At 72.0% G+C, this 26,436-nt stretch carries 25 protein-coding genes; 16 read left to right on the top strand and 9 right to left on the bottom strand.

Features of this window, described 5'->3' with window-relative positions:
- Positions 1-31: 31 nt before the first annotated feature.
- On the bottom strand, positions 32-820 hold the full coding sequence (locus tag G4Z16_RS19310) for a copper homeostasis protein CutC (protein WP_197351979.1): 789 nt from the start codon (positions 818-820) through the stop codon (positions 32-34).
- A 69-nt stretch (positions 821-889) separates the two neighbouring features.
- Here G4Z16_RS19310 and G4Z16_RS19305 point away from each other — a divergent pair, with 69 nt between their 5' ends.
- From G4Z16_RS19305 to G4Z16_RS19285, 5 genes are all read left to right on the top strand, one after another.
- Positions 890-1,642, top strand: a complete 753-nt coding sequence (locus G4Z16_RS19305; protein ID WP_246530948.1) for an HD domain-containing protein — start codon at positions 890-892, stop codon at positions 1,640-1,642.
- A gap of 247 nt (positions 1,643-1,889) precedes the next feature.
- Positions 1,890-2,543, top strand: a complete 654-nt coding sequence (locus G4Z16_RS19300) for an RNA polymerase sigma factor (protein WP_246530947.1) — start codon at positions 1,890-1,892, stop codon at positions 2,541-2,543.
- Complete coding sequence (locus tag G4Z16_RS19295) at positions 2,533-3,201, top strand: hypothetical protein (RefSeq protein WP_197351977.1); 669 nt, start codon at positions 2,533-2,535, stop codon at positions 3,199-3,201. Before G4Z16_RS19300 ends, G4Z16_RS19295 begins: the two co-directional genes overlap by 11 nt.
- 409 nt (positions 3,202-3,610) lie before the next feature.
- Positions 3,611-4,174, top strand: coding sequence for a TIGR03086 family metal-binding protein (locus G4Z16_RS19290; RefSeq protein WP_197351976.1), 564 nt, complete (start codon positions 3,611-3,613; stop codon positions 4,172-4,174).
- Between the two features lie 302 nt (positions 4,175-4,476).
- Positions 4,477-5,688, top strand: coding sequence for a Cmx/CmrA family chloramphenicol efflux MFS transporter (locus G4Z16_RS19285; RefSeq protein WP_197354756.1), 1,212 nt, complete (start codon positions 4,477-4,479; stop codon positions 5,686-5,688).
- Here the strand turns inward: G4Z16_RS19285 and G4Z16_RS19280 are convergent.
- Together G4Z16_RS19280 and G4Z16_RS19275 are read right to left on the bottom strand one after the other, a co-directional pair.
- Complete coding sequence (locus G4Z16_RS19280) at positions 5,648-5,926, bottom strand: DUF4031 domain-containing protein (protein WP_197354755.1); 279 nt, start codon at positions 5,924-5,926, stop codon at positions 5,648-5,650. The genes G4Z16_RS19285 and G4Z16_RS19280 overlap by 41 nt on opposite strands.
- Before the next feature lie 108 nt (positions 5,927-6,034).
- Positions 6,035-6,391: a hypothetical protein gene (locus G4Z16_RS19275; RefSeq protein WP_197351975.1), complete on the bottom strand. Its 357-nt coding sequence runs from the start codon at positions 6,389-6,391 to the stop codon at positions 6,035-6,037.
- Positions 6,392-6,599: 208 nt separating this feature from the next.
- Here G4Z16_RS19275 and G4Z16_RS19270 point away from each other — a divergent pair, with 208 nt between their 5' ends.
- The 4 genes from G4Z16_RS19270 to G4Z16_RS19255 all read left to right on the top strand — a co-directional run bounded on the left by G4Z16_RS19270 (position 6,600) and on the right by G4Z16_RS19255 (position 12,389).
- Positions 6,600-7,646: a MurR/RpiR family transcriptional regulator gene (locus G4Z16_RS19270; RefSeq protein ID WP_197351974.1), complete on the top strand. Its 1,047-nt coding sequence runs from the start codon at positions 6,600-6,602 to the stop codon at positions 7,644-7,646.
- 330 nt (positions 7,647-7,976) lie between these two features.
- Complete coding sequence (gene murQ, locus G4Z16_RS19265) at positions 7,977-8,933, top strand: N-acetylmuramic acid 6-phosphate etherase (protein WP_197351973.1); 957 nt, start codon at positions 7,977-7,979, stop codon at positions 8,931-8,933.
- A gap of 96 nt (positions 8,934-9,029) precedes the next feature.
- A complete protein-coding gene (locus G4Z16_RS19260; protein WP_197351972.1) occupies positions 9,030-10,697 on the top strand; it encodes a PTS transporter subunit EIIC in 1,668 nt (555 codons plus the stop codon).
- 165 nt (positions 10,698-10,862) lie between these two features.
- Entirely contained in the window at positions 10,863-12,389 is a 1,527-nt protein-coding gene (locus G4Z16_RS19255; RefSeq protein WP_197351971.1) for a hypothetical protein, read from the top strand.
- 31 nt (positions 12,390-12,420) lie between these two features.
- On the opposite strand, the gene G4Z16_RS19250 is transcribed toward G4Z16_RS19255, so the two are convergent.
- The gene (locus G4Z16_RS19250) at positions 12,421-13,086 is read right to left on the bottom strand and encodes a TetR/AcrR family transcriptional regulator (RefSeq protein WP_197351970.1); all 666 of its coding nucleotides are present in this window, start codon (positions 13,084-13,086) and stop codon (positions 12,421-12,423) included.
- Between the two features lie 247 nt (positions 13,087-13,333).
- On the opposite strand from G4Z16_RS19250, the gene G4Z16_RS19245 reads away from it, so the two are divergent.
- The 3 genes from G4Z16_RS19245 to G4Z16_RS19235 all read left to right on the top strand — a co-directional run bounded on the left by G4Z16_RS19245 (position 13,334) and on the right by G4Z16_RS19235 (position 15,211).
- A complete protein-coding gene (locus G4Z16_RS19245) occupies positions 13,334-13,627 on the top strand; it encodes an ATP-binding cassette domain-containing protein (protein ID WP_246530946.1) in 294 nt (97 codons plus the stop codon).
- Complete coding sequence (locus tag G4Z16_RS19240) at positions 13,624-14,544, top strand: Vgb family protein (RefSeq protein WP_197351968.1); 921 nt, start codon at positions 13,624-13,626, stop codon at positions 14,542-14,544. Before G4Z16_RS19245 ends, G4Z16_RS19240 begins: the two co-directional genes overlap by 4 nt.
- 70 nt (positions 14,545-14,614) lie before the next feature.
- Positions 14,615-15,211: a Uma2 family endonuclease gene (locus G4Z16_RS19235; protein WP_197351967.1), complete on the top strand. Its 597-nt coding sequence runs from the start codon at positions 14,615-14,617 to the stop codon at positions 15,209-15,211.
- A 209-nt stretch (positions 15,212-15,420) separates the two neighbouring features.
- On the opposite strand, the gene G4Z16_RS32605 is transcribed toward G4Z16_RS19235, so the two are convergent.
- Positions 15,421-15,966 carry a hypothetical protein gene (locus G4Z16_RS32605; protein WP_246530945.1) on the bottom strand — a complete coding sequence of 182 codons (546 nt, stop codon included), beginning with the start codon at positions 15,964-15,966 and terminating at the stop codon, positions 15,421-15,423.
- Entirely contained in the window at positions 15,963-16,679 is a 717-nt protein-coding gene (locus G4Z16_RS19225) for a hypothetical protein (protein WP_197351966.1), read from the bottom strand. The genes G4Z16_RS32605 and G4Z16_RS19225 overlap by 4 nt, the downstream gene beginning before the upstream one ends.
- 129 nt (positions 16,680-16,808) lie before the next feature.
- Here G4Z16_RS19225 and G4Z16_RS19220 point away from each other — a divergent pair, with 129 nt between their 5' ends.
- Entirely contained in the window at positions 16,809-18,044 is a 1,236-nt protein-coding gene (locus G4Z16_RS19220) for an MFS transporter (RefSeq protein WP_246530944.1), read from the top strand.
- Positions 18,045-18,081: 37 nt separating this feature from the next.
- Here G4Z16_RS19220 and G4Z16_RS19215 read toward each other — a convergent pair whose 3' ends face one another.
- On the bottom strand, positions 18,082-19,509 hold the full coding sequence (locus G4Z16_RS19215) for an MFS transporter (protein WP_197351965.1): 1,428 nt from the start codon (positions 19,507-19,509) through the stop codon (positions 18,082-18,084).
- A 222-nt stretch (positions 19,510-19,731) separates the two neighbouring features.
- On the opposite strand from G4Z16_RS19215, the gene G4Z16_RS19210 reads away from it, so the two are divergent.
- Positions 19,732-20,517, top strand: coding sequence for an IclR family transcriptional regulator (locus tag G4Z16_RS19210; protein WP_197351964.1), 786 nt, complete (start codon positions 19,732-19,734; stop codon positions 20,515-20,517).
- An 82-nt stretch (positions 20,518-20,599) separates the two neighbouring features.
- Entirely contained in the window at positions 20,600-21,442 is an 843-nt protein-coding gene (locus tag G4Z16_RS19205) for a class I SAM-dependent methyltransferase (protein ID WP_197354752.1), read from the top strand.
- A gap of 206 nt (positions 21,443-21,648) precedes the next feature.
- On the opposite strand, the gene G4Z16_RS19200 is transcribed toward G4Z16_RS19205, so the two are convergent.
- Complete coding sequence (locus tag G4Z16_RS19200; protein WP_197351963.1) at positions 21,649-21,999, bottom strand: hypothetical protein; 351 nt, start codon at positions 21,997-21,999, stop codon at positions 21,649-21,651.
- 133 nt (positions 22,000-22,132) lie between these two features.
- On the opposite strand from G4Z16_RS19200, the gene secD reads away from it, so the two are divergent.
- A complete protein-coding gene (secD, locus tag G4Z16_RS19195) occupies positions 22,133-24,505 on the top strand; it encodes a protein translocase subunit SecD (protein ID WP_197351962.1) in 2,373 nt (790 codons plus the stop codon).
- 130 nt (positions 24,506-24,635) lie between these two features.
- On the opposite strand, the gene groL is transcribed toward secD, so the two are convergent.
- Complete coding sequence (groL, locus tag G4Z16_RS19190; RefSeq protein ID WP_028436749.1) at positions 24,636-26,264, bottom strand: chaperonin GroEL; 1,629 nt, start codon at positions 26,262-26,264, stop codon at positions 24,636-24,638.
- Between the last annotated feature and the right edge of the window lie 172 nt (positions 26,265-26,436).

Below are 26,436 nucleotides of genomic sequence, written 5' to 3'. Positions count from 1 at the left end.
GGGCGGCCGCCCCTTCCCCGCCCTTGCCTCGTCACGCGTCCAGGGCCTCGCGCCACTGCCTGACGAGTCCGGCGTCGACCGGGCCGGACCAGCCGCTCCGCCGGGCCGCGCCCCCGATGTGGAAGGCGGTGATGCCCGCGGCCGCGAGTTCGGCCACGTGCTCCAGGCGGAGCCCGCCGCCGGCGATGTTGTCCGGCTCGAATCCCGGTTCGCGGGCGGCAGTTCGCGCCGCCTCCGAGCGCAGCACGTCCAGACCCTCGTCGACTCCCAGCGGAGAGCCGGCCGTGAGGAAGGCGTCCGGACCTCGCCTCTTCCGCCCCGCGCCCCCGCCCTGTCCTGCCCGATCCCCGCCGTCCGCCCACACCGCGAGCGCCTTGCGCAGGCCCTCGCGGTCCGGGGTGTGGTCGACGGCGCGGTGGAAGGTCCACGGGCGGCCGTCGACCACGTCGTCGAGCAGGGAGATCGCGCCCAGGTCGGGCGCGCCCGCCTCGTCGAGGAACCCCAGCACGAACTCGTCGGCGCCCTCGGCCAGCAGCCGCTGCGCATGTCCGCAGAGCGCCTCCAGGGCCGCGTCGCCGCCGGCCGCGAATCCGGCGCCGCCGCGCAGCATGACCCGGACGGGGAGGGCGACGGCGGCGCGGACGCGGGCGAAGGTCTCGGTCGAGGGCGTCAGTCCGTCGGCGGCCATGCCGGTGACCAGTTCGAGACGGTCGGCACCTCCCGCGCACGCCGCCAGTGCGTCCTCCGCGTCGAGCGCGATCACCTCGAGAACCGGCGCGGAGGCTGCGTGGGAAACCGACTCTGAAATTGGTCTAGACATGTGTGCACTCTGTCACAGCCGCGACTCCGCCGGAAGTCGACATCGAGCCCGACGGGCACAATCGCCCCCATGGCGACAAACGACGATCCCGGATCCGGGGCCGCCGGCCCCTCACCCGCACGCCGACCCGCCCGCCCGACGCCCGAGACGTCCGATGCTTCCGGCCGCACGACCCACGACCGCCTGCTCTCGCGCTGGAACGCACTGCTCGTCAGCGCCCGCGACGGCCGGGAGGAGCCGGACCCCGCCCCCTACGGCCGGAACCTGATCGAGCGCTGGTCGGAACCCCAGCGCCACTACCACACGGCCGATCACCTGCTGGACGTCCTCAACCGCATCGACGAACTCGCCCCGCACGCACGGGGGGCGGACGTCGACACAGTGCTGCTCGCGGCGTGGTTCCACGACGCCGTCTACCGCCCCGACCGCAGCGAGAACGAGGAACGCAGCGCCTCCCTCGCGGCACGTGCACTCCCCGAGGCCGGGGTGTCGCAGGCCCGTACGGACGAAGTCGCCCGGCTGGTGCGGCTGACGGTGAGCCACGACCCGGAACCGGACGACATCGACGGGGAGTTGCTGTGCGACGCCGACCTCGCGGTGCTGGCCGGACCACCTGACGAGTACGCGGGGTACGCGGCGGCGGTGCGCAAGGAGTACGCCTTCGTGCCGGACGACGCCTTCATGAAGGGGCGGGCGGAGGTGCTGGGTCAACTCCTCGGCCTGCCACACCTGTTCCGCACTCCGTACGCACAGGAACGATGGGAACATGTGGCGCGCCGCAACCTGCGGACGGAGATGGAGTTGCTCGTCAAGGGGGATTGACTCAAGACCGACTTGCGGCAGGACGAGGTTGCCAGCACCCTGAACTGCCGCCCGGTCGATGCCGATCCCCCACGGCGGACGACGGTGCAGGGACGTACGGGCGCGAACGCGGCACATCCGTGTACCTGACGTTCCACGCGCGTCGGGCGGGACGCCCACGCGCAGCGCACGCGTCGAACCGCTCGGCACTCCACGTCTTCGGACTCCACACCAGCCAAGAGGCCACTCACAGAGGATCGCAGGCCACGTGGTCACTTCTTCCACCGCCACCGGTAAGGACGCCGGCTCTCCCGACCCCTCGTTCGACGACGTCTTCTGCGAGCTGCTGCACCGGCTCTACCGACGGGCGGCCATGCTCGCCGGGTCCCGGCAGTCGGCGGAGGACGCCGTGCACGAGGTGTACCTGAAACTGGCCGCGCGACCGGAGAAGTTCCTCGCGCACCCCGAGCCCTACGCGTATGCGTTCTCCGCCCTCCTCAGCGTGGTCCGCGACGGCTGGCGCAAGGAGAAGCGCCAAGTGCTCGTCGCGGACGTCGAGTTCATCGGCGAGAGCGGCGGGGCCCACGGCAGGGACGGCGCCGCGACGGCGGGTGCGCCTCCGCCCGGCGCCCAATGGGACGACGGCGGACTGGAGCGGCGGACCTCGGAGCTCGAAACGGTGCGTCTGCTGCGGCAGTTGACCGTGCGGCAGGCAGGCGTCGTCGTGCTGGTGGACCTCGACGGCTACACCATCGACCAGGCGGCGAAGATCCTCGGTCTGCACCGCGGCACGGTCGCGCTGACCCGGAGGCGTGCGCTGGACAAGCTGCGGGGTGCACTGCACCCACGGCCCGGCCGCGCGGAACGGCCCGGCCGGGCCGGCCGCAAGGACCGGGCGGGAGGGGAGCGCCATGCGTGCTGAGCGACGCGAGGAGACGGCCGCGGCCCTGCGCGAGCAACTGCGGGCCGCTGACGCGGAGATCGAGACGCCGGACGGGCTCTGGGAGCGGGTCCGCGTCGCGCGTGAGGACGTCACCCCAGTGGCTTCGGCGGGCCGCGCCGCTCGGCGACGTCCCCTGCCCATGACCGTGATCGCCGTGGCCGCCGCGGCCGTGGCCTTCGTCCTCTCCGGTACGTGGTGGCTCGTCTCGCCCTCGGGATCCGGTTCCGTCCAAGGGTCCTCCGCGGATCAGCCCTCGTCCGAGGCGCCCGCGCCCGGCCGCTCGGAGCCCATCACGCTGCGGGTCCACAACGTCGAGAAGGCGTGCCGCGAGCTGCGCACCCTGGAGTGCGCGCTGCGGGTCGCGAAGAACCCGTACGAGCCCTATGCGAACCCCGGCAACGCTGCGGGCCGGGTCTGGCACGGCGACGAGCTCACCGCTACGTGCGTGGTCACCGACGGCCGGCTGGTGACCGACGAGAAGGGCCTCTCCTCCACGCGGTGGTACCGGGTCGAGAAGGCCGCCGGGGACGCCGGAGGCAAGCGGTTCGAGGGCTGGCTGCCGGGCGTGCGCACCAGGAACTCCACCGACGTACGGCTCTGTTCGGGCGCCGAGAAGCCCGGGCAAGCGGGCGGTTGACCCGGGCCCGGGCGGAGGCGCGGAGCGATGAGGTCCTTGGGGGCTGTGTGCGCCACGCCCCTTCACCACGACGCGGTGTCGGGACGCCGGGTGGGTGACGCGTGGCCGTCGTGACCGACAGCCACGCGGCCGGCATGACCAGCAGGCCATGTCACCCACCGCGGGCGCCCCGGCACTCCCCCGAGTACGCGCGGCTCGTGGACCGCGCGTTGTGCCTGCCACGGTGGAGCAGGACACCCGCTACACGCGCGGGGAGGCGCTCCCGTATGACACTTGTCAGTGTGATCTGCGTCACATCGATTCTCGGCAGGCCGCCGGCCCTGCCCGTCACGGGAACGCCCGTCACCCCGTCGCGCCCCGTACGGGTGACCCGGGATGCCGAGTCCGGCAGCGGGCGCACGATTGACGCATGGAACTGATCGACGCCTTCGAGACAGCCTTCAAGGAATGGGACCGGCTCGTCCACGAGGTCGGTGAGCGGCAGTGGGACGACCCCACCCCGTGCAGCGACTGGAACGTGCGGGACCTGGTCAACCACCTGGTCGGCGAGCACCTTTGGGCGCCGCACCTGCTGAACGGCGAGACGCTCGCCGAAGTCGGCGACCGCTTCGACGGCGACGTGGTCGGCGACGCCCCGGTCGCGGCGTGGGAGGAGGCGGGCAGCGCGTCGCACTCGGCGTTCCACCGGAAGGGGGCGCTGCGCGGGAGCGTGCACGTCACCGGAGGGAAGACGCCGGCGTCGGAGTACGGCTGGCAGATGACGACGGACCTCGCCGTGCACGGATGGGACCTGGCACAGGGCATCGGCGTGCGGTCGCGGATGCCGGACGAACTCGCCGACGCGGTCCACGACCACATCGCACCGCAGGCCGGAAGCTGGCACGAGAGCGGGATCTTCGACCCGCCGGTGCCGGTGCCGGACGACGCGGTGCCGCAGGACCGGCTGGTGGCGCTGCTCGGACGGCACCCCTGAGTCGCCACGGGGCGTCTGACACGTGCCGATGAGTCCGGGGCATCCGAAGAGGGCGAAGCATCCGGAGCGCACCGGCCCGCCCCCGTGGGCACGGAATGCGGGGCGCCGCGCGGTGGTTGGTGCATGACATGCCACCCGAATCAGCCGGCGCCCAAGCAGGGCCGGAGGCCCGGCACGTGACGGACACCGGTTCCGGTCCGGGCGACAACGGCCCTTCAGGCACTGCTCCGTCCGGCCCGTCGGGCCCCGGTGCGTCCCGTTCCGCGCCCGCTCGGCCCGGCCGCCGCCCGGCACGCGGCCGGATGCCGCTGGGTGTCTACGTTCTGGGGCTGTCGGTCTTCGCGCTGGGCACCTCCGAATTCATGCTCTCCGGGCTCCTGCAGCCGCTGGCCCGCGATCTGAACGTCTCCATTCCGCGGGCCGGGCTCCTGGTGTCCGCGTTCGCGATCGGCATGGTCGTGGGCGCACCGCTCCTCGCGGCGGCCACTCTGCGGCTGCCGCGCCGCGTGACCCTGGTCGCGCTGCTGGCCGCCTTCGGGCTCGGCCAGGTCGCCGGAGCGCTCGCGCCCACGTACGGGGTGCTCTTCGTCTCCCGGGTGGTCAGTGCCCTCGCGTGCGCGGGCTTCTGGGCGGTGGGCGCGGCGGTCGCGATGTCGCTGGTGCCGGTGGATGCCAGGGCCCGCGCCATGGCGATCCTGGTCGGCGGGCTGAGCATCGCCAACATCCTGGGTGTGCCCGCCGGTTCGCTGCTCGGGCAGCACGCGGGGTGGCGCTCGGCGTTCTGGGCGGTCGCGCTGATGTCGGCGATCGCACTGGCCGGGGTGATCGCGCTGGTTCCGCGGACGGATCCGGCGACGGGCGCGGACAAGCCGCGGCTCCGCCGCGAGCTGCGCATCTACGCGGACAAGCAGGTATGGCTCAATGTCGTCACCATCGCGCTGAACGCCGCCGCCGTCTTCGCCGTCTTCTCCTACCTCGGCCCGCTCCTGACCGACGTGTCCGGCCTGGCGGAGAACCGGCTCCCCACCGTGCTGGCGCTGTTCGGGCTCGGTGGGCTCATAGGCACCGCCCTCGGCGGGCGGATCGCGGACGGGCATCTGTTCGGCACGATGTACGGCGGCATCGCCGCCTCGGCCGTCACGCTGGGGCTGCTCGCGTTTCTGGCCCGCAGCCCGGTGGCGGCGATCGCGCTGTCGCTGCTGCTGGGGGTGGCGGCGTTCACGGCCGCTCCCGCGCTGAACGCCCGCATGTTCGAAGTCGCCGACGCCGCACCGACGCTCGCGGGCGCCACCACGACGTCGTCCTTCAACATCGGCAACACCCTCGGCCCGTGGCTGGGCGGCCTGGTCATCAGCGCCGGCTGGGGCTACGAGTCGGTGGCCTTGACGGGCGCGGCTCTCGCGGCGGCTGCCGTCGTCACCACGGCTCTCGCCTCGCTCACCAGCCGCCGGCGGGCCCGCCGGCGGCTCGGCGTCACGTGCCCCTCGGCGGCCCCCGCCTCTTGGGGCGCCTGAGGCCCGCGTCCGTGAGCCGGCGCACCAGTTCCTTGCTGCCGACCTCGACGGCTCCCGCCTCCACGGCCGCCATGTAGCGGGCGCTCGGCACGTCGTAGTGGTCGCGGTCGAAGGCCCGCCGGGAACAGCCGATACCGGCCGCGAAGGCGTGCAGCTCGTCGTAGGAGACGTCGCTGACCAGGTGCGACCACAGCCGTCCGTTGCCCGGCCAGTCGGGCGGATCGATGTAGACGGTCACCGCGTCACCGCCCGCCCGCGCCTCGGGGCGCGGGCCGGTGCCGCGGTCCACGCCGCGAAGTCGCCGGTTCACACACAGCAGATGCGTCGTCCAGGGGCGCCCGTGCGCTCAGAGGCACTTGTTCAGCGCTCCCACACGCGCGACGGAGGTCGTGGTCTTGCCGCAGACCCAGTGAGGGTCCTCTCCCAGCGGCGGTTCGACCTCCAGCGCGTGCGGATCGGAGCCGAGGCATACGGGGCACAGTGGCCAGCGCCCGTACCGGTCGAGCAACGCGTCCTGCACGTCCTGGGCTATCAGCCCGTGGACGAACCCGATGCCGTCCGGCCACTGCTCGACCCACCACCTCCGGTGCGAGACCGCTTCCTCGACGAGCGAGACCACGTCCGCCTCCGCGACCTTGCCCGCCTCGAGGTCGGCGAGTACGAGAGCACGGGCGGTGTGAAGTGTCTGCTCGAGCTGGTCCATGTCTCCATTGCACCAAAGACGCCGAGGCACATGCGGCGGTCTCAGCCAGTCCCGGAGCGGCCCGTGGGGCCCGGGCCCGCTTCTTTCACGCTCCTCCGAAGATCACGAAGGGCCGGGCGAAGAACGCGCGAAGATCCCGCAACGGAGGCGTGGTGGTTCGATGTGCGCAACTCTTGACTGGGCCATGACGGGAAAATACCTTCCACCGATGACCACTTATTTGAAGGAAAGTTTCTCCAGAGGCGGCAGACCGCACGGCAGAGGCGGCGGCAGCAGCCCCGCGGGAGCCGACCACCACGCAGCCGGCCCGCGGGGGGCCGGTTCCGGCGCAACGGTGCAGCCCGCCGCCCGCCCTGCCCCCGCCGGAAGGCCCGGCCCCCCCGGACCGGGCGCTCTCGCAGCCAAGGTCCGCACGATGGCCCCGTCCATGACGCGCTCCATGCAGCGCGTGGCGGAGACCGTCGCGGCGGACCCCGCGGGCTGCGCGCAGCTCACCGTCACCGGCCTCGCCGAACGCACCGGCACGAGCGAGGCCACCGTCGTACGGACCTCCCGTCTGCTCGGCTTCCCCGGATACCGCGATCTGCGTCTCGCGCTCGCGGGTCTGGCCGCACAGCAGGAGTCCGGAGCCGCCCCGTCCGTGACCGCCGACATCGCGGTGGACGATCCGATCGCCGACGTCGTGGCCAAGCTCGCCCACGACGAGCGGCAGACCCTGGCCGACACCGCGGCCGGCCTCGACACCGTGCAGCTGGAAGCGGCCGTCAACGCCCTCGTCGCCGCACGCCGTGTCGACGTGTACGGGGTGGGCGCCTCGGGGCTCGTCAGCAAGGACCTCGCGCAGAAGCTGCTGCGCATCGGTCACGTCGCGCACGCGGAGGCCGACCCACACCTGGCGGTGACAACCGCCGTGCAGCTGGGGGCCGGTGACGTGGCGATAGCCATCACGCATTCGGGCCGCACGGTCGACGTCATCGAACCGCTCCGCGCGGCGTTCGACCAGGGTGCGACGACGATCGCCATCACAGGGCGTTCGGACGGCGAGATCGCGCAGTACGCGGACCACGTTCTCACCACGTCGACCGCTCGCGAGAGCGAACTGCGTCCGGCCGCGATGTCGAGCCGCACGAGCCAACTCCTCGTCGTTGACTGTTTGTTCATCGGCGTGGCGCAACGTACGTACGAAAGCGCGGCCCCCGCGCTCTCCGCCTCGTACGAGGCGCTGGCACACCGGCACTCCCCGCGGCCGCGCTGACCTGTTCCAGCGAGGGCATGTGCGCAGCTCCCGTACGGCACACGGCACGTGTGTTCCAGTCCCGGATCCCGGCCCGGGCTGGTTCCGTCCCCGCACGGGCCAGGCGTACACGTCCTGATGGGCGGGGCCGGCCCCACAGGGCCCACCCGCAGAAGCGGCCGCGAGCGGCGAGGACGCGCGGCCATACGGGCTCGTGACGGTCCCGCCGTCCGGGTCCGATTCCGTGTCCGAAGCTCATCGGTTCCCGTTATCTGCATCCCGGCCCCAGCCGGAACCCGAGTCCGCATCCGAATCCGTGTCCGCGCGAGCCAGAGAGAGCGCCACCTCCCCATGACCTCCACCGCTGACAATCCCCCCTCCTACAGCGAGCTGCGCGCGCAGCTGGAGACGCTGACCACGGAGGCGTTCCGGAGCGATCTGTCCGAAATCGATCAGCTGCCCACCCTGGAGATCGCCCGGATCATGCAGGGTGAGGACGCCACCGTGCCCGGTGCCGTCGCCGAGCAGCTGCCGAGGATCGCGGCCGCCATCGATGCGACCGCCGAACGAATGGCCCGGGGCGGCCGCCTCATCTACGCGGGCGCCGGCACCGCGGGCCGTATGGGCGTACTGGACGCCAGCGAGTGCCCGCCCACCTTCAACACCGATCCGTCCGACGTGGTCGGGCTGATCGCCGGCGGTCCCGGCGCGATGAACAGGTCGGTCGAAGGAGCCGAGGACAGCAAGGAACTGGCCGCCGCCGACCTCGACGCGCTGCGGCTCACGGCCGACGACACGGTGGTCGGCATCTCGGCGTCCGGGCGCACCCCTTACGCGGTGGGCGCCGTCGAGCACGCGCGCGCAAAGCACGGCGCGCTCACGGTCGGCTTCTCCTGCAACGCGGACTCGCCTCTCGGGGACGCGGCCGATCTGCGCATCGAGGTCGTGGTGGGCCCGGAGCTGCTGACGGGCTCGACCCGGCTGAAGGCCGGCACGGCTCAGAAATTCGTCCTCAACATGCTGTCGACGATCACCATGATCCGTCTGGGCAAGACCTACGGGAACCTGATGGTCGACCTGCGCGCCTCCAACGAGAAGCTGCGCGCCCGGTCCCGGCGCATCGTCTCCCTCGCGACGGGTGCCGGTGACGAGACCATCGAGGCCGCTCTCACCCAAGCGGGCGACGAGGTCAAGAACGCGATTCTCATCATCCTCGCGGGCGTCGACGGCCGTACGGCGGCGCGGTTGCTCGATGAAGCGGGTGGCCACCTGCGAGCGGCGCTCCGCGCGGCGGGCGACGAAGGCTGACAGTGGTGCCAAGCGGCCGGCCGCCGCCGGCTGTGGCCGGATCGCTGGACCGCACCGCGTTCCGGGCCTCCGGACAGCCAGAGAGCGACCGCGCCAATGAGCACAGACAAGAACCGCCAGATCGCCGAAGCGCTGCTGCCCCTCGTGGGCGGCTCGCAGAACGTCGTCTCCGTCACCCACTGCATGACCCGGATGCGTCTCGGCCTGGCCGACCGCTCACTGGTCCAGGACGCCGCACTGCGCGCGCTGCCGGACGTGGTGGGGGTCGTCGAGGACGACGACACGTACCAGATCGTGCTCGGCCCGGGGAAGGTCGCCCGGGTCACCACCGAGTTCCAGGCCATCGCCCGACAGGAGACTGCCACTGCCGCCGCTTCGGCGGCCGACGCGAGTGCCGGCGGCCCTGCCGCCGCGGCAGCAGGCGGACAGTCCGCTGTCACTGCCGATGAGCTCGCCGAGCGTGGCGCCGCCATCCGTGCCGCACGCAGGCGGAAGAACTCGACACCGGTGAAGCAGATGCTGCGCCGGGTCGCCAACATCTTCGTCCCGCTGATCCCGGCGCTCATCGGCTGCGGCATCGTCGCGGGCATCAACGGCATCCTGACGAACCTGGTCAGCAGCGGCAGCGCCCAGTGGGCGGCGGGCATCGTCCCCGCGCTGACCGCGATCTCGACCGGCTTCATGTCACTCATCGCGATCTTCGTCGGCATCAACACCGCCGCGGAGTTCGGCGGGACACCCGTACTCGGCGGCGCGGCCGCGGCCGTCATCGTCTTCGCGGGCGTCTCCAAGGTCTCGGTGTTCGGGGCGAAGCTCGCGCCGGGGCAGGGCGGGGTGCTGGGCGCGCTGTTCGCGGCACTGATCGCGGTGTACGTCGAGAAGTGGTGCCGGCGCCGCGTGCCGGAGGCCGTCGACGTGCTGGTCACACCGACCGTCACCGTCCTCGTCTCCGGCATGGTCACGCTCTTCGGGCTGATGTACGTGTGCGGCCTGGTCTCCACCGGCATCGGCCACTTCGCCAACTGGCTGCTCCTGCACGGCGGAGGCGTCGCCGGCTTCGTGCTCGGCGGGCTCTTCCTGCCGCTGGTGATGCTCGGCCTGCACCAGGCCCTCATCCCGATCCACACGACGCTCATCGAGCAGGACGGCTTCACGGTCCTGCTGCCCGTCCTGGCCATGGCCGGCGCGGGTCAGGTCGGCGCCGCGATCGCCGTCTACGTGAGGCTGCGCCGCAACACCTCGATCCGCAAGACCATCAAGTCCGCGCTTCCCGCCGGTGTGATGGGCGTCGGCGAGCCGCTGATCTACGGTGTCTCGCTGCCGCTCGGGCGGCCGTTCATCACCGCCTGCATCGGCGGCGCCGTCGGCGGCGGTGCCGTGGGGCTCTTCCACCAGCTCGGCACGTCCGTCGGGTCCACGGCCATCGGCCCGTCCGGCTGGGCCCTCTTCCCTCTGCTCAAGGGCAACCAGGGGCTGGGCGCCATCGCGGCCGTCTACGCGCTCGGGATGGGGACGGGGTATCTGGCCGGCTTCATCGCCACGTACTTCTTCGGCTTCAGCAAGCAGATGCTGGCGGAGCTGAACGTCGCGCCCGAGGCCGCCGGCGCGGCGAGCACCGTGATCGCCACGGGCACGCCCGCGGCCGCGCCCCGCGTCCCGCAGGACACCCGCAGCCGCGGCGAGGACGACGACGATGACGGCGCCGAGGGCGAGGGCGGCCACGGCGGAGGCGGCGGGGATCCGAAGCAGCCGGTCGGCGTGTAGGGCCCTTCCTTCTCACCGGCCGGCCCCGGTCCGGGAGCGAATCGAGCGCGTGCCGTACGCACGGACCGTGACGCAGCTCCCGGGCCCGGGACCGGCCGAAGCGGGGGCGTCCGCAGGGACGGCCGGTGCCAGCAGGGGGGACTCGGCTCGATCGCGAGGTCTCACATGCACGAAGCCCTTGCTCCCCGTACCGCCCCGATCCCCCTGCGAAGGCGGGCGCACGACGGACGACCCCTGCCATGGCTCGCCGGTGTCGCCGCGGCGTTCGTGCTCGCCCAGCTGCTCCTCGTGGTGCCCGGGTCCGGCATGGGATGGGACGAGTCCGTCTACACCAGCCAGGTCAGCGGGCACGCGCCGGCGGCGTTCTTCAGCGCCCCCCGTGCCCGCGGGATCTCGTTCCTCGCGGCGCCGGTGGCGGCGCTGACCTCCTCCATCACCGCCCTGCGGGTCTATCTGGCGCTGCTCTCCGGGGCGGGGCTGTTCGCGTCGCTGTGGGTGTGGCGGGGCATGCTCCCGGCCCGCGTCCTGGCCACCGCGGGCGCCCTGTTCGCGAGCCTGTGGATCACTCTGTACTACGGGCCCTCGGTGATGCCCAACCTGTGGACCGCCTTCGGCGCCCTGGCGGCGACCGGCTGCTTCGTACGCCTCGCCCGCAACCGTGAGGACCGCCGTGCACGTACCGGGCTGGTCGTCTCCGTCGCGGTCGTGGCGCTCATGCGGCCGCCCGACGGGTTCTGGCTCGTCCTCGCCCTCGGCGCCGTGGCCGTCTGCGTACGGCGCTGGCGCAGGCCCGGGCTGCTGGCGCTCCTCGCCGCCGGATTCGCGCTGGGGTCCGCGGAGTGGATCGTGGAGGCGTACGTCCGGTACGGCGGCCTGTTCGAGCGGCTGCACCGTGCCGGCGAGATACAGGGCGGCATGGGCTGGCACATGGCGGCGGACGACCAGATACGCAGCCTGGCAGGCCGCACGCTCTGCCGTCCCTGTGACATTCCCTGGCAGCACCCTGCCACCGCGCTGTGGTGGTTCGCCCTGCCACTGCTGGCACTGGCAGGCACCCTCGTGACGCCGTGGGGCCGGCGCCGTGCCACCGCCGTGGTGCCGGCCGTCACCGCCGTGGTCGTCGCCGTGCCCTATCTCTTCCTGATCGACTACGCGGCGCCGCGCTTCCTGCTGCCCAGCTACGCCCTTCTCGCACTGCCCGTCGCCCGGTTGCTGTGGTGGGTGGCGGCCGACAGGCACGGACGGCTGCGCATGGGCGCGACGAGCCTCGTGGCGCTGGGCCTGGCGGGGCATCTGGCCGTCCAGTACGCCGTGCTGGCCAACAACACGGCCGAAGTCCGCACGTCCCACAGGGACTTCACGAGCGCGGCGGCTCGTCTGCAGCAGCTGGGTGTGCGTCCGCCGTGTGTGATCTCCGGGGACCACTCCGTGCAGCTGTCCTTCTACACCGGCTGTACGTCGCGGCAGACCGGCGGTCCCGACGCCAGCATCACCGGGGCGGGGGTGCTGGCCGCGTCCCGCACCTCGGCGGTGACAGTGGTGGTGCCGCCGGGCGGCAGGCCGCACCCCGTCGCGCAGGAGTGGCGGCGGGAGTCGCTCGCACCGAGTTCCTCGGCCTCCCGCTTCCACGGCTACGAGGTCTATCTGCCCGCGACGGTACGGCCCACGGCCCAGGGCGGTTCCGGCCGGTGAGCTCCGGACCGCCGAGGGCCGGAGGCGGCGGTCAACTCCCGCTCCGATCAGGGGAGTTGCGCACGCCCCGCACGAACACCCCGGAGCGTGCCGCCGCCAGCGCGGCGTCCGCGGACCGCTCCGCCGTCCCCGCGTCGGCCGCCTCGCCCGAGATGAACAGGCGGTAGTAGACAGGAGCGACCGCCGCGCGCACGACCTCTTCCCCGTCCGTCCCCTCGGGCAGCTCGCCGCGCTCCACAGCACGCGCGACGAGGGGCGCCGCCTGGCGGTGACGGCCCGCCAGGAAGCCGTGCAGCGCCCGGGCCGTCACCGGATCGTGCACCGCCGCCGAGACGAGGGCGCGCGAGACGGCTCCGGCGTGGGGGTCCTCGAAGTGGGTGACGACGAGCGACGTGAGCTCCCGCAGATCGCCCTGGATGCCGCCCGTGTCGGGGACGGGCCAGCGCTCCCCCGAGGCAAGGTCGAGGACGTCGGCCGCGAGCCCCGCGGCGTTCCTCCAGCGGCGGTGGACAGTTGCCCTGTGCACTCCGGCACGGGCGGCCACGCCGTCGACCGTCAGACCGTCGTAGCCCCGCTCCGCGATCTCGGCGAGCGTCGCTTCGCGTACGGCCTCACGGGTGCGGGCCGTGCGGCCGCCCGGGCGCGTGCTCCCCGGCACCGGTGGGTGTTCTTCCTCGGCGCCGGCGTCGCGCGTCAAGTGCGGCCCCTGAAATTCCGTTGCACCGTCAGACCCCCTGTGTCACGCTCCACACTAACGCAACACAGTCGCATTTATGGTTCGCCGAAGACCGTACGGGGCCGCACCGCAATCCCGCGGGCGGCGCGGCCACACGGCAGAACTCCGAGGGAGCGCAGCAGACATGGACCGAGTCCAGGCACGGGCGCCGCAGACCGCACCGACGCACTCGCCCGCCACCCGTTTTGCGCCCCGGAGGTCCACCGCCTTGACCGCTCAGCTCACACTCAAGGACGTCACGAAGTCCTGTCCCTCAAGCCCCGTCCTCGACGGCATCCCGCTGACGGCGAGCCCCGGCGAACAGGTGGCCGTCGTCGGTGACAACGGCTCCGGAAAGTCCACGCCACTTCGGCCGATCGCCCATCAGGAACCCCCGGACGAGGGCACAGTGACCGTCTCCGCCGGCGCCCACGTCGGCATCCGCCACCTCGGGCAGATGCCGGTGCCGCCCGGCACGCGCACCGTCCGCGAGGTCGTCGACGAACGGGGGGAACGGGCATGAGGGACGCGCTCGTCATCGAAGAGATCGGCATCGGAACCCACCTCGCGGACCCGGGGGCGGGCCCGTACGGCATCACGACCGGCCCCGACGGCGCGCTCTGGTTCACCCTCGTCCACGCCGGCTCGATCGGCCGACTGGAGCTGCCCGCACGGAAGTTCAGCTTCCATGCGCTCGGTTCCCCCGACAGCGGTCCGACCGTCATCACCCCCGGCCCGGACGGCGCACTGTGGTTCTGCCGAACGCAGGACCACCGCATCGGCCGCGTCGGCACGCACGGTGACCTGCGTGAATTCGCCCTGCCCGAGCGGGAGTCGGGCCCGTACGGCATCACCGCCGGCCCCGACGGCGCACTGTGGTTCACCGAGACGGCGGCGAACCGGATCGGCCGCATCACCGTCGACGGCGAGGTGACGGGGTTCCCGCTGCCGACGCCGGGTGCCTTCCCGTCCGCCATCACCGCGGGTCCGGACGGCGCGCTCTGGTTCACGCAGAACCAGACGGACGCCGTCGCCCGTATCACCACGGCAGGCGAGATCACGTCGTTCCGGCTGCCGACGAAGGGTGCGGCCCCCGTGGGGATCGCCGCGGACATGCGGCGCGGCGCGCTGTGGTTCGCGGAGATCGGCGCGGGCGCGATCGGCCGGATCACGGTCTCGGGCGGGATCACCGAACTCCCGTTGCCCGACGCCTCCTCACGCCCGCACGCGGTGACGGTCGACGCGGCGGGAGCATGCTGGTTCACGGAGTGGGGCGCGAACCGCATCGGCCGCATCACACCCGACGGCACCCTCACCGAAGCCGCGCTCCCGACGCCCGCCGGCGAACCGCACGGCCTGACGGTCGGGCCCGACGGCGCGATCTGGACGGCCCTGGAGTCGGGCGCACTGGCCCGGGTCACGGTCTCCGACCAGCGATGACGTCACCTGTTCGTATGAAGGACGACGGATACGTGCGAGAACTCTGGAGACGTCGACGACGATGCGGCTCATGGCAGCAGTGATGAGTGTCGAGCCCGAGTACGAGTGGCCCCGCCCTCCGCAGGGGGGATACACGGCCGACGATCTGGACCGGCTGCCGAATCTGCCTCCTCACACGGAGCTGATCGACGGGAGCCTCGTTTTCGCGAGTCCGCAAGCTTACTTTCACATGCGTGCGATCCGAGTGCTGGAGAAGCACTCTCTCCGCTGCGCCCCGCCGGAGGTGGAAGTGATCCGCGAGATGACGGTGACCCTGGGCCGTGCCAATCGTCCCGAGCCGGACATCATGCTCGTACACGCAGAAGCCGTGACCGGTCCTGCCCAGACTTCCTACCGGCCCGAGGATGTGATCCTGGCCGCCGAGGTCGTCTCCCCGGACTCGGTGGACCGGGACCGCGACACGAAGCACCGCAAGTACGCCGCTGCCGGCATCCGTCACTTCTGGCGGGTGGAGAACGACGGCGGCCACGCCGTCGTCTACACCTTCGAACTGGAGCCGGCGACCCTCACCTACGCGCCGACCGGCGTGTATCACGACGAGCTGAAGGTCTCGGTCCCGTTCCCCGTCGACATCGATCTGTCAGAGGTGCGGGCGCCGAACAGCTGACGCGGCGGACCCGGTTGCGCCGGGTCGCGGTTCGCGGATCACGCGGCGCCGGGGGCGGAGACCGGCGACCGGGGCGGGCAGCACACCGGCGAGTCCACGCCGGTGAGTCCCCCGCGAGACGGTGAGCCCGGCGCGGCTCCGGGGCCCCAACTGACCCCGCACACGGCGGGGTTCAGCAGGTGCCCCGGTCGAGGACCTCGGAACCTCGTTCACAGCCTCAGCAGACGCTCCGTCGCCTCCTTGTACTGACGCAGGGCGAGGCGCAGTTCCTCCGTCTCCGCGGCGGAGGCGGAGCCGGGTCCGCCGGAAGGCGCGCCGGAGTCCGTGCCGGGTGTGCCGGGCGCGTGGCGCGCGCCCTGCCACGGCTCGCGCAGCACGCGACGCCGGTGGGTCAGGGCGTCCTCGAGGTGGCGGGCCGCCTCCTCGAAGATGCCGTCCGCCTCCTCCACGGCACGGCGCGGCCCGTCGACGAACCCGCTGACCGCGTGGTGCAGACGGGCGGTCAGACGGTCGCGCTCGTCACGGTCCAGCAGCGGGGCGGTGCCGTCCTCCGCCTCCCACCGGTCCTCGGGAGGCGCCTGGTGCCGGCGCTCCGACGCCATCGGCGGTACGAGGCCGTGGCCCGGACCGGTGCCGGTGGCCGCCGGGTCGGCGGGTGCGTCCGACGGGACGGGCGGTGCCGGGGGCGGATTCGCGGCTGCGGGGGTGGCCTGCCGCGAACCCGGGTCGGCGAATTCGAACTCGCGGGACGTCACGACGCCTCACTCCCCTTGGCGTGCCGACGGGCGGAGAACAGCGGCGCCCGAGAACCCCTGGGTCCCGGAGTGCCCGGTGCTCCCGGAGTGCCAGGCGCACCCGGCGCACCGTGGGCTGCACGCTTGGGCATCAGCGGACGCCGCGCTCGCCCGGGGCGCGCCCCGCGCCTCGCGTGGACGGGCTGGTCCGTCATCAACGCGTCGAAGAAGGCGCGGGCTTGCAGCATCGCCTCCCGCATCTCCTCCGTGCCTGCGGTGCCGCTCGTCGCCGCGGCGCTCAGCCGCCGGTAGCCGTCGAGGTGGGACGCGTGGTGCACGGACAGCGCGTCGACGTGCGCGTCACGGTTTTCCGGGCCGGGGAATCCGCGGGCGTGAGCCAGCCCGCCCAGCAGCTCGTGCACCTCGGCGAGGGCATGCTGCGGCGACTCCACGAAGCGTTCCTGCGCTGCCGACCAGCGGCCGACGTAGTGCTCACGCACCTCGGCCGGGAGCGGCTGAGGGACGAACGAGCCGTATTCGCGGACGCGTTGGCCCAGCTCGCGGTCCGTGGCCCGGGTGTCACCGTTGTGGCGCGCGAGCACGCGGTCGTACTCGGGCCCGAAGCGGCTCCTCATGCCGCCGCCGCGCCCGCGCTTGCGTGCTTCCGTGAAGACCAGGCGAGCCACGAGGACTACGAGGATGACTGCCAGAACAATGATCACAACTGTGGACAAGGTCTCCCACCCCGAGTTTTCGTGTTGTGGCGGACAGTTCGCACCCGGGTAGCCGCACCGTCCCGTCGCAAACGCCGTGCCCTGCCGTGCCGGGGCGGATCACGGACTCGGGCATGGTGGCATGGGCACATGGGTGAAATGGATGCGCAGACCGACGGCCGCGGCGCACGCGAACGTCCCACGGCACCGCGCGCCGTGGCGTTCTGGCTGGTGGCGGCGGCCTTCACGGTGACGATGCTGGGCACGACCCTGCCGACCCCGCTGTACGTCATCTATCAGCAGGAAATCCACTTCTCCACGCTGATGGTCACCGTCGTCTTCGCGACATACGCGGCGGGCGTGCTGGCCGCCCTGCTGCTCGTCGGCCATGTGTCGGACGAGATCGGGCGCCGCCGGACGCTGCTGCCGGGACTGGTGCTCGCGATGCTCAGCGCCGTCGTCTTCCTCGCCGCCGACGGCCTGGGCCTCCTCTTCGTGGGACGGCTCCTGTCCGGCCTGTCGGCGGGCATCTTCACCGGCACGGCCACCGCGGCCCTCGTCGACCTGGCCGACAGCAGGAACACCGCGCGGGGCAGCCTGGTGGCCACCGTCGTGCAGATGGGCGGTCTGGGCAGCGGACCGCTGCTGGCCGGCGTGCTCGCCGAGTTCGCACCGGCGCCGCTGCAACTTCCGTACGCCGTCCACCTGGTGCTGCTCCTGCTGGTCGCCGCAGGGGTGTGGTTCATGCCGGAGCCGGTCGAGGATGCCGTTCGGCGTCCCCGGATGAGGGTGACGAAGCCCGGGGTTCCGCAGGCGATGCGCGGCACCTTCGTACGGGCGGGCATCGCCGGGTTCGCGGGGTTCGCGGTGCTGGGGCTCTTCACGGCCGTGTCCCCGTCGTTCATGGGGAAGCTGCTGGGGATGAGCGACTTCGCGCTGGAAGGCGGTGTGATCTTCGCCGTTTTCGCGGCGTCCGCCGTCGGCCAGATCGCGCTCGTGCCGCGGTTCGGCGACGCGTCCCTGCCGGTGGGCTGTGCGGGACTGGTCGTGGGAATGGGGCTGCTGACGGCCGGATTCGGCGTGCGGTCGTTCGCGCTCCTCGTGGCCGGAGGCGTGGTCGCGGGGGTCGGTCAGGGAATGAGCTTCCGCGCCGGGCTGGCCGCCGTGAACGCCGAGGCTCCCGTGGCGCGGCGCGCCAATGTGGCGTCGACGTACTTCGTCGTGCTCTATGTGGCGCTGTCGCTGCCCGTGATCGGCGTCGGTCTCGCGGCCGATCTGGTCGGGCTTCGGGCAGCGGGCATCGCGTTCAGCGTGCTCGTCGCGGTTCTCGCGGGTTCCGTGCTGGCGGCGCTGCTGCGCGCCGGCCGGCGCACTCGCGTCTCATGACGCCCCCTCAGCGACTCTCCGGAGGACGTCCTCCCGTTCAGGACGGAGGTGCGGTCGGCTGCGCGCCGCCCGGGCTCGCGGGGGCGTGCTCCGCCAGCGTGACGTCCGTCTGGCGCGACTCCTTCGAGTACAGGAACGCCACGAGGGAGATCGCCGCCGTCGTCGCCATGAAGAGCGCGACGAGCCACGGGTCGCCGTCCGCGTAGCCGAGGAGCGCCGCCGCGATGAACGGCGAGAAGCCGGCGAGCGCTGCGCCCGTCTCACGTGACGCCGCGAACCCCGTGTAGCGCACGCGGGCCCCGAACAGCTCGGCGTAGAAGACGGGTTGGACGGCGATCATCGGGGCCAGCCCGAGCGAGGTCGCCACGATCATCGCCAGCCAGATCACCGCGGGCACACCCGTGTCGAGCAGCAGGAAGAACGGATACGCGAACAGCCCCGTGAAGACGACGCTGAACAGGTTCAGCGGCCTGCGCCCGATCCGGTCCGACAGCGCCCCGTACACCGGCTGAAGCGCGATCACGACGAGCCCGAAGGAGATCACGCCCGTGAGGGCGACCCACTTGGGCTGGTCGACCTGGACCGTCAGATAGGACACGGAGAACGTCGCGTAGATGTACACGACCGAGGTGTCGCAGATGTGTGCGCCGATGCCGACCAGGAAGCTGCGCGGGTAGCGGCGCAGCGCCTCCCGCACGGGCAGTTTCACGACGCTGCGGTCGTCCTTCATCCGCTGGAAGACGGGGGATTCGGAGACCCGCAGCCGCAAGTAGAGCGAGACGCCGATCAGCACGAAGCTGAACAGGAACGGCAGCCGCCATCCCCAGCTCTGCTGGCTCGCCTGCGGAAGCATCCCCACGAAGAGGAAGACGACCATTCCCAGTACGAGCCCCGCCTGCACGCCCATCTGCGCGAACGAGGCGTAGAACCCCCGCTTCTCGGCGGGTGCGTGCTCGGCGAGCAGCGTCGACGCACCGCCGAACTCGGCGCCCGCGCCCAGCCCTTGGCACACGCGCATCAAGGTGAGCAGCACGGGGGCGGCCACGCCGATGGAGGCGTACGGGGGCAGGAGTCCGATGATTCCGGTGGACAGGCCCATGACCAGCGTCGTCAGTACCAGCGTGGAGCGCCTTCCGATGCGGTCGCCGAGGGCTCCGAAGAGGAAGCCGCCGACCGGTCGGAAGATGAAGCCGACGCCGAATGTCGCGAGACCGATCAGGGTGCCGGCCGCCGGGTCGTCCTGGACGAAGAAGAGATCGTTGAAGACCAGCACGACGGCCGTGCCGTAGATGAAGAAGTCGTACCACTCGAGCGCGGTGCCGACGACCGACGCGGTGACGACGCGCCGCAGTTCACGGTCGGTGCGCATGTTCCTGGGCGCGGGCACCGGCGTGGAGCCGGTGGTGGAACCGGACGCGGGTGAGGTGGGGTTCGTGGTCGTGGGGGGTGGTGGTTCCTCGGACATGGCCGTCTCGATTCATCCGTCCCTGCCGCCTTGGCCGCCGCGGACCGGCATACCGGAGGACCACCACCGACAGCGTTTTGCCTGACGGAATTGTGTTCCGGAAACCGGCCCGGGGTTACGGGATGCTGCCACAGCCCTGCACGGCTGTGAACCCGCGCGGCAGCACCGGACCGGCTCCGCGAGGCGGAACAGCGCGCCGACCCCGCTGCTTAGACTGGGCCGATGGCCAGCGATCGGCACCGCACGGCGGCGGACAAGACACTCGACGTGCTGGAGGCGCTGGCCGAGCACCGCAGCGTCGCGGAGATCTCCGAGGTCACATCGCTGCCCAAGCCCACCGTGCACCGGATCCTGCAGACCCTCGTCGAGCGCGGCTTCGCCCGCTCCCTCGGCCGCGGCAGCTACGCGAGCGGCCCCCGCGTACTGACCCTCGTCGGCAGCCACCAGCGCGAGGGCGATCTGCCCGACCAGGCCCGGCCGGTGCTGGAGGCGCTGCGCGAGGAGACGGACTGGACCGTCCACTTCGCGCTGCTCAGCGGCGACGAGGCCGTCTACGCGGCCAAGTTGGAGGCCGACAAGCCCTACCGGCTGGCCTCACGCGTCGGCATGAGCCTCGCGCTGCACTCCACTTCCGTCGGCAAGTCCCTACTGGCCACGCTGCCCGACGAATCGGTGCTCGCCCTGCTCAAGCGCACCGGGATGCCGGCCCGCACGGAACGCACGCACACCGAACCGGCGGAGCTGCTGGGCGAGTTGGCCGCCGTACGGGAGCGCGGATACGCGGAGGACCGCGAGGAGAACGAATCCGGCGTCGTCGCCGTGGGCGCTCCCGTCTTCGACCACTCGGGCCAGGCCGTCGGCGGAATGAGCGCGGTCACGCTGAGCAACTTCACCGACGAGGCCTCGATCGCCCGCTGCGGAAGGGCCGTTGCCGCTGCCGCGAAGCGCTTCTCGCTGACGCTGGGCGCACCGCCGCACCGGACCGGGCTCGCTCCACGGCGAAGCTGACGGACCGGGGTGCCCATGCGAGGGCATATGAAATCCGAGACGAGCGGTGGGCGTGGTGGCTGCTGAGCACCAGTGGGACGAGATGCTGTTCTCGGGGACGGCCGCCTACTACCGGCGGGGAAGGCTGCCTTATGCGCCCGGGCTGGCGGACGTGCTCGCCGAGGTGCTCGGGCTGGACGGACGAGGACGGCTCCTCGACGTCGGGTGCGGACCGGGCACTGTCGCTCTGATCCTGGCTCACCGGTTCGGCGAGATCGTCGGCGTCGACCCGGACGAGGGGATGATCGCTGAGGCCGCCCGGGAAGCCGCCGAGCGCGGAGTGTCCGCGAAGACGCGGTGGGTGCGGGCTCGGGCCGAGGAACTGCCCGCGGGTCTGGGCACGTTCAGCGTCGCGACCTTCGCCCAGTCCTTCCACTGGATGGACCGCGACGCGGTGGCGGCCACCGTGAAGGGCATGCTCCGGCCCGGCGGGGCGCTGGTGCACGTCTCCGACCTGAAGGCGGAGACCCGGAGCGTCGAGGGCCTTCCGTACCCGGCGGTGCCCGAAACGGCCATCGGGGAACTGGTCAGGGACCATCTGGGACCGGTCCGGCGAGCCGGCCGGGCCCTGCTGCCGCACGGAACGGCCGGCAACGAGGCCGCGGTGTTCACCCGGACGGGATTCGCCGGCCCTGAGCGCCACGTCGTTCCCGGCGGCCAGGCACTGGAACGCACCTCCGACGACGTCGTCGCGGGGGTGTTCTCCATGTCGTTCTCGGCTCCGCACCTGTTCGGCACGCGCCGGGACGAGTTCGAGGCCGACCTGCGCCGGCTGCTGCGTGCGGTCTCGCCGGCGGACCGGTTCTCCGAACGGCAGCCGAGCACCGAGGTGTTCGTCTGGTGGAGAGACCCCACGGGTCCGGCGACGTATCCTCCGCCCGCGTGACCCTCCCCCGCGGAGACCGGCTCCACGGAGCAGCACGGTCCGCCCGGGCCGCCGTTGAAGCCGGGCCGCTTCTCGGGCAGGCTGTGACGGGTCCGCGCCTCCCGGCTCCGGACGTCGAGCGAGGCGAGGAGGTCGAGGTGTCACGTAGCACGGACCGCGTGCACCGCCCGGCCCCCACACGCCGCGCCTCACTGCCCTCACCGCCCTCACCGGCCGATGCGCCGTCCTGCGCGCCGCGCGGGAGCGGACTGCGGCCGGGTCTGCCGGGTGTCCTCCTCGCCGTGCTGCTCGCCCTGTTCGGCGGCTCCGCGGCCGTGCAGCACCAGCCGGGCCTCCATGACATGCGTTCCGGTGGCCAGTCCGCCGGTGCGCATCACCAGGACCCCGCGCAGCACCTCCAGAAAGCGATTGCGCACCCGGCGCACGCCGCCACGCAGGCTCCCCTGCCGCTGCTTCCCGCCGTCGATCGGCACGCTTCGCAGGAGCAGCGCGGCCACATGCTGCCAGAGCGGCCGCAGCTCTCGGCCGCACACCTCACGCACCACTCGCCGCGCCAAGGACGCGCTCCCCCGGCCCGCACAGGCATCTGAGTTCCGACCGAACCGGCATCCGGCCGCCGCGCTCCGGTGCCGTCATCCTCACCACCGCGGTCCCTGAAGGGGCCCGGTGTGCCTGTGCAGGAGGCAAACCATGACTCGCGCCAACAGGGTGCGGGCGGTGATCGCGCTTGCCGTGATGGCTCTCGCCGCGGTCCTCGCCATGACCCAGCAACCCCGCCTCGGCATCGATCTGCGTGGCGGAACACAGATCGTCCTGGAGTCCCGCGACTCCGCGACAGCGAAAGCGACACCGACCCGCACCGACGACACGATGGAGGTGCTGCGGCGGCGCGTAGACGCGCTCGGAGTCGCCGAACCCGGCCTCGTACGCTCCGGCGACAACCGCATCATCGTCGAACTCCCCGGCCTTCAGGACGCGGAGGAAGCCACCGAGGTCCTCGGCCGCACCGCCCAGCTCACCTTCCGCCCCGTCACGGGCGCTCCCCGGGACGAGAGCTCCGCGGCCGGCGGCGGTGACACACCCACCGACGAATCGGGCCGCCCGGTGCGGCTCGGCGGCACCGCCATGACGGGTGACGAGGTCAAGTCCGCGGAAGCAGCCGTCGACCCGCAGCGCGGCTCAGGCTGGTTCGTCGACCTCGGCTTCCGCGACAAGGGCAAGGAGCGCTGGGCGGACCTGACCGGCAAGGCCGCGTGCCATCCGGCCGGCGACCCTCAGCGCCGCGTCGCGATCGTGCTCGACAAGAAGGTCATCTCGTCGCCGCAGGTGGATCCGTCCGTCTCCTGCGGTCACGGCATCGCCGGCGGAAACACCCAGATCACAGGGGACTTCAGCGAGGCCGAGGCGAAGGAGCTGGCCACGCTGGTCGAGGGCGGAGCCCTCCCCGTCCCGGTCGAGGTGATCGAGCACCATACGGTCGGTCCCACGCTGGGCGCCGAGGCGATCGAGGCCAGCGCCTGGGCCGCCGCGATCGGAGTGCTGCTCACCTCCGGTTTCATCGTCTGCGTCTACCGGCTCCTCGGCGCGCTCACCGCCGTCGGCCTGCTCTGCTACGGACTGATCGCCTACTCCGCTCTGCTGGCGTTCGGAGCCACGCTCACGCTGCCGGGGCTCGCGGGCTTCGTCCTCGCCATCGGCATGGCCGTCGACGCGAACGTCCTCGTCTTCGAACGGGCCCGCGAGGAATACGCGTACGGGCGCGGAAAAAGCCTGCGCACCGCCTCGGCCAAGGGCTTCCGCGGCGCGTTCGGCGCCATCGTGGACTCCAACGTCACGACCCTTCTCGCCGCCCTGCTGCTGTTCACGCTCGCCTCGGGGCCGGTGCGCGGCTTCGGCGTGACGCTCTCCATCGGTGTGCTGGCCTCGATGGTCAGCGCGCTGGTCGTCACGAGGGTGCTGGTGGACTTCGCCGTGGAACGCCGTACCGTGCGCGCCCGACCGCGGATCACCGGTCTCGCGGACCTGGGCCGCGTACGGACCCGGCTGACGAAGCGGAATCCGGACTGGATGCGCCACGGCAGGAGGCTGCTCGCGGTCTCGGCCGCGGCGGTCCTCCTCGCGGTGGGCGGACTGGCCCTGCGCGGGCTGGACTTCGGCGTCGAATTCACCGGCGGTCGCCTGGTGGAGTACTCGACGAGCCGAGCCGTCGATCCGGAGGCCGCCCGCACGGCGCTCGCCGACGCGGGCCTGCCGGAGACCGTCGTGCAGAGTTCCGGGTCCGGGAGCGGCGGCGGGGGTCACGAGATCACCATCCGGTCGGAGCAGCTCACCGCGGGCCAGGAGGACACGGTCCGCTCCACCCTGGACGGCCTCGGCGGTGACGCCGAGAAGGTACGCGACGAACTGTTCGGGCCGAGCCTCGGCGACGAGCTGCGGCGGCACGCGCTGATCGCCCTCGGGATCGCGCTCAGCGCCCAGTTGCTCTACCTGGCCTTCCGGTTCAGGTGGACGTTCGGTGCGTCGGCGGTGCTCGCGCTCGCTCATGACGCGGTGATCCTCGTCGGTGCCTTCGCCTGGCTCGGGAAACCCGTCGACGGGGTGTTCCTGGCCGCACTGCTGACCGTCATCGGCTACTCGGTGAACGACTCCGTCGTCATCTTCGACAGGGTCCGCTCGGAATGGCAGGGGCAGGCGCCCGGTGCGAGAGAGGGGCAGGGGCAGGAACAGGTGCTGGCTCGTGGAGACGGCGGACGGAGGAAATCGTTCCGGAGCGTGGTCAACAGCGCGGTCGTCCAGACGGTGCCGCGCACCCTCAACACCGGGATGGGCGCGCTGTTCATCATCGCCGCGCTCGCGGTGCTGGGCGGCGACTCGCTCGGGGACTTCGCCCTGGCACTGCTGATCGGCATCGCGGTGGGCTCGTACTCGTCGCTGTTCGTCGGTGCGCCGCTCGCCGTCGAACTCGAGGCCCGTACACACGGTTCGGCCCGCCCGGGAGGCGGGCCGAAGCCCGCGGCGGCCAGGGCGCGCCGTGCGCCGCACGACAACGGAGCGCGCGTCTGAGGAAGCGCCCCCACGGCGCCGAACCGGTGCCGGACCGGTGCCGGACGCACGCCGAGGGCGGCACCCCAACCGGGATGCCGCCCTCGGTCCGTTCCGTGCCGGGAGGCCACGGCTTCCGATCGCTGCGCGATCAGAAGTCCATGCCACCGCCCATGCCACCGGTCGGGTCGCCGCCACCTGCGGCGGCCTTCTCCGGCTTGTCGGCGATGACGGCTTCCGTCGTCAGGAAGAGCGCCGCGATGGAGGCGGCGTTCTGCAGAGCGGAACGGGTCACCTTCGCCGGGTCGTTGATGCCCTCGGCGAGCATGTCCACGTACTCCCCGGTGGCGGCGTTGAGGCCGTGACCCGGCTTCAGGTTGCGCACCTTCTCCGTCACGACGCCGCCCTCGAGACCGGCGTTGATCGCGATCTGCTTGAGCGGTGCCTCCAGCGCGAGCTTGACGGCCTGGGCGCCCGTCGCCTCGTCGCCTTCCAGCTCCAGCTTCTCGAAGACGCTGGACGCCTGGAGCAGAGCCACGCCACCACCGGCGACGATGCCCTCCTCGACGGCGGCCTTGGCGTTGCGCACCGCGTCCTCGATGCGGTGCTTGCGCTCCTTCAGCTCCACCTCGGTGGCGGCACCCGCCTTGATGACGGCGACGCCGCCGGCGAGCTTGGCCAGACGCTCCTGGAGCTTCTCGCGGTCGTAGTCCGAGTCCGAGTTCTCGATCTCGGCGCGGATCTGCGAGACGCGGCCGGCGACCTGGTCGCTGTCGCCCGCACCGTCGACGATCGTGGTCTCGTCCTTGGTGATGACGACCTTGCGAGCGCGGCCCAGCAGCTCCAGACCGGCGTTCTCCAGCTTGAGGCCGACCTCTTCGGAGATGACGGTGCCGCCGGTGAGGATGGCGATGTCACCGAGCATCGCCTTGCGGCGGTCGCCGAAGCCCGGAGCCTTGACGGCGACGGACTTGAAGGTGCCGCGGATCTTGTTCACGACGAGCGTGGACAGGGCCTCGCCCTCGACGTCCTCGGCGATGATCAGCAGCGGCTTGCCCGACTGCATGACCTTCTCGAGCAGCGGAAGGAGGTCCTTCACGCTGCCGATCTTGGAGTTGACGATGAGGATGTAGGGGTCCTCGAGCTCCGCCTCCATGCGCTCCATGTCGGTGGCGAAGTACGCGGAGATGTAGCCCTTGTCGAAGCGCATGCCCTCGGTGAGCTCCAGCTCGAGCCCGAAGGTCTGCGACTCCTCGACGGTGATGACGCCTTCCTTGCCGACCTTGTCCATCGCCTCGGCGATGAGCTCGCCGATCTGCGGGTCGCCGGCGGAGATGGAGGCCGTGGAGGCGATCTGCTCCTTGGTCTCCACGTCCTTCGCCTGCTCGAGCAGGGCGGCGGAGACGGCCTCGGTGGCACGCTCGATGCCGCGCTTGAGCGCCATCGGGTTGGCACCGGCGGCGACGTTGCGCAGGCCTTCCTTGACGAGCGCCTGGGCGAGGACGGTCGCGGTCGTCGTGCCGTCACCGGCGACGTCGTCCGTCTTCTTCGCGACCTCCTTGACCAGCTCGGCGCCGATCTTCTCGTAGGAGTCCTCGAGCTCGATCTCCTTGGCGATGGAGACACCGTCGTTGGTGATCGTGGGGGCGCCCCACTTCTTCTCCAGCACGACGTTCCGGCCCTTGGGGCCGAGCGTGACCTTGACGGCGTCGGCGAGCTGGTTCATCCCGCGCTCGAGGCCGCGCCGTGCCTCCTCGTCGAACGCGATGATCTTGGCCATGTGAAGTGGTCCCTCCCGGACTGGGGATCCCCCTGCACAACCAGGGGACGGGTATACCGGACCGCGCTGGCGCCCGCGACGGACGGCCCTTCGGCCGCGTGGTTCCTTGCTCCACCCGGCGAACGAGCCTCACCGACCCGGTCCTTGTCTGTCACTCTCACTCGGAGAGTGC

The sequence above is a fragment of the Streptomyces bathyalis genome, from assembly GCF_015910445.1.
GTDB classification, from domain to species: Bacteria; Actinomycetota; Actinomycetes; order Streptomycetales; family Streptomycetaceae; genus Streptomyces; species Streptomyces bathyalis.
This window is presented reverse-complemented; position numbering and strand designations above follow the sequence as displayed.